This window comes from Thermohalobaculum sp. (assembly GCF_058622915.1).
Genome location: NZ_JBZSYN010000215.1, coordinates 1 through 3,298 on the forward strand (window position 1 = coordinate 1; position 3,298 = coordinate 3,298).

3 protein-coding genes are annotated in these 3,298 nt (G+C 70.5%); all 3 read right to left on the reverse strand.

Going from position 1 to position 3,298, the window contains the following annotated elements; all coding sequences use genetic code 11:
• Nucleotides 1-633: 4-hydroxy-tetrahydrodipicolinate reductase (gene dapB, locus AC32QD_RS16595; protein WP_492011623.1), on the reverse strand; the 633-nt coding region annotated here is incomplete at its 3' end.
• Nucleotides 634-811: 178 nt separating this feature from the next.
• Entirely contained in the window at nucleotides 812-1,957 is a 1,146-nt protein-coding gene (gene dnaJ / locus AC32QD_RS16600) for a molecular chaperone DnaJ (RefSeq protein ID WP_492011624.1), read from the reverse strand.
• A gap of 194 nt (nucleotides 1,958-2,151) precedes the next feature.
• Nucleotides 2,152-3,298 (reverse strand): Hsp70 family protein (locus AC32QD_RS16605; RefSeq protein WP_492011625.1); only part of this gene is annotated, 1,147 nt, incomplete at its 5' end.

The window sequence follows — 3,298 nt, forward strand, 5'->3', positions numbered from 1 at the left end:
CGCGGCGAGGCCGATGTCGCCGCGTCGCCGCGGACCGGTGTGGCCGTCGCGGGCGCGGTCGGCGGCCTCGGCCAGGGTCACGCCGCGGCCCTCGGCGGCGGCCTCGCCCAGCATCAGGGCCGTGCCCGATGGTGCGTCCACCTTCATGCGGTGGTGCATCTCCACGATCTCGATGTCGAAGTCAGCGTCCAGCGCCTCGGCCACCTTGCGCGTCAGCACGGCGAGCAGGTTGACCCCGAGCGACATGTTCCCCGCCCGGACCACGGTGGCGTGCCGCGCCGCGGCGGCGATGCGCGCCAGATCGGCCTCGCCCAGCCCGGTGGTGCCGATCACGTGCACCAGCCGCGCCTGGGCGGCGATCTCGGCATGCGCCACGGTCGCTTCGGGGCTGGTGAAGTCGAGCACCGCGCGCACCGAGGAGAAGACCGCGAGCGGGTCGTCGGAGACCGTGATGCCATTGGCCGCGCCGCCCATGGCCTCGCCGAGGTCGCGGCCGACCCAGCTATGGCCGGGGCGCTCGGTGGCGCCGGCGAGCACCGCGTCCTCGCGCTCGTCCAGCGCCCGGACCAACATCCGGCCCATGCGGCCGGCGACTCCGGCGACGGCGACGGCAAGGGGGTGCGGCTCGGTCATGGGCGTCTCCTCCTGCCGGACTGATTAGCAGCCCGCCCGCGACGGGGAAAGGCCGGCCAGCACGGCGCGCAGCCCGCGCGCGGCCGTAAGGCGCGTGTCCACGCGTGGACACATGGTCAAGTTATTGGAATAGCTGCAAAAGTACCGTGAGCGTTTTCCGCGGCGCGCGCCTCGGCCCTCAGCTCGTCATGCTGTCCCAGAAGCTCTTGACCTTGGAGAAGAAGTTCTGGCTCTCCGGGCTGTTGTCGGCCTTCTCGCCCTCGAACTCCTGCAACAGCTCCTTCTGCCGCGCGGTCAGATTGACCGGGGTCTCGACCATCAGCTCGATATAGAGGTCGCCCTGCTGGCCGGTCCGTTGCAGCACCGGCATGCCCTTGGCCCGCAGGCGCAGCTGCTTGCCGGTCTGCACGCCGGCCGGCACCTTGACGCGGGTGCGCCCGCCGTCCAAGAGCGGCGCCTCGATCTCGCCGCCCAGTGCCGCCTTGGTCATCGGCACGGGGATGCGGCAGAACAGATCGAAGCCCTCGCGGTTGAAGATCTCGTGCGGGGCCACGTCGATGAAGATGTAGAGGTCGCCCGGCGGGCCGCCGCGCAGCCCGGCCTCACCCTCGCCGGCGAGCCGGATGCGGGTGCCGGTCTCGACGCCCGGCGGGATGGTGACGTTGAGCGCCCGCTCGCGGCGCACCGCCCCCTGCCCGGCGCAGACCTTGCAGGGCGTCTTGATGATCTGGCCCCGGCCCGAGCAGGTCGGGCAGGTGCGCTCGATGGTGAAGAAGCCCTGCTGGGCGCGGACCTTGCCGTGGCCCGAGCAGGTCGGGCAGGTCTGCGGCCGCGAGCCGCCCTCGGCGCCGGTGCCGTTGCACGCGTCGCATTTCACCGAGCTGGGCACCGAGATGGTGACTTGCTTGCCGTGATAGGCGTCCTCGAGAGCGATGCGCAGGTTGTAGCGCAGGTCCGGGCCGCGCATCGGGCCGCTCTGGGTGCGCCGGCCGCGGCCCATGAAGTCGCCGAACAGGTCCTCGAAGACGTCCGAGAAGGCGCTCGAGAAGTCCTGCGCATGGGCGCCGCGCGCGCCGGGGCCGCCCGGCCCCATGCCGCCGTCGAAGGCGGCGTGGCCGAAGCTGTCATAGGCGGCGCGCCGCTCGGGATCCTTGAGGATGTCGTAGGCCTCGTTGACCTCCTTGAACCGGGTCTCGGAGGAGGCATCGCCCGGGTTGCGGTCCGGGTGCAGCTCGCGCGCCTTGGCACGATAGGCCTTCTTCAGCTCCTCGGCGGAGGCGCCCCGAGAGACCCCGAGCACCTCGTAATAGTCACGCTTCGCCATGAACCGAACCTGTCCCGATCTGCCTCTCGCACGCCCTGCCGCGGCCGGCGCTCAGCCGCCCCGTGCCGAAATAGCGCCTCGCGGAGCAAATGGCCAGCGGGTCGGGCCTGGCCCGGTCATGCGCGGGGGCGCCTCTCGGGGCGCCCCCTGACCCTGCCGGCCCAGCCTGCCGCGGCATGCCCTCCGGCTCCGCCTCAGGCCTGTCCGCCCGAGGCCTTCTTGTCGTCGTCGACTTCCTCGAACTCGGCGTCGACGACGTCGCTCTCGTCCTTCGCCTCGCCGTCGCCCGAGGCGGCCTCGCCGCCTTCCTGGCTCGCGGCCTGCTCCTCCTGCTGGGCCTTGTAGATGGCCTCGCCCAGCTTCATCGAGGCCTCGGTCAGCGCCTGGGCCTTGGACTGGATGGCCTCGGCGTCCTCGCCCTCCATCGCGGTCTTGAGCTCGGCGACGGCTGCGTTGATGCCCTCGCGGGTGGGCTCGTCGACCTTGTCGCCGTGTTCGGCGAGCGACTTCTCGGTGGCGTGGATCAGGGCCTCACCCTGGTTGCGCGCCTCGACCAGGCCGCGGCGCTTCTTGTCCTCGGCGGCGTGCTCCTCGGCCTCCTTCACCATGCGCTCGATGTCGGACTCGCTGAGCCCGCCCGAGGCCTCGATGGTGATCTTCTGCTCCTTGCCGGTGGCCTTGTCCTTGGCCGAGACGTTGACGATGCCGTTGGCGTCGATGTCGAAGGTCACCTCGATCTGCGGCACGCCGCGCGGGGCCGGCGGGATGCCTTCGAGGTTGAACTGGCCGAGCATCTTGTTGTCGGCCGCCATCTCGCGCTCGCCCTGATAGACGCGGATGGTCACCGCGGTCTGGTTGTCCTCGGCGGTCGAGAAGATCTGGCTCTTCTTCGTCGGGATCGTGGTGTTGCGCTCGATCAGCCGGGTGAAGACGCCGCCCAGCGTCTCGATGCCCAGGCTCAGCGGCGTGACGTCGAGCAGCACCACGTCCTTGACGTCGCCCTGCAGCACGCCGGCCTGGATGGCGGCGCCCATGGCGACCACCTCGTCGGGGTTGACGCCCTTGTGCGGCTCCTTGCCGAAGAACTTCTTCACCGTCTCGATCACCTTCGGCATGCGGGTCATGCCGCCAACCAGGATGACCTCGTCGACGTCGCCCGCGCCGATGCCGGCGTCCTTGAGCGCGTTCTTGCACGGCTGCACGGTGCGCTCGACCAGATCGTCGACCAGGCTCTCGTACTTGGCCCGGCTGAGCTTCATGGTCAGGTGCTTGGGGCCCGAAGAGTCAGCGGTGATGTAGGGTAGGTTGATCTCGGTCTGGGTGCCCGAGGACAGCTCGATC

Excerpts from the sequence above, each read along its gene's own strand:
- dnaJ (WP_492011624.1), bottom strand. The coding sequence starts at position 1,957 with ATGGCGAAGCGTGACTATTACGAGGTGCTCGGGGTCTCTCGGGGCGCC.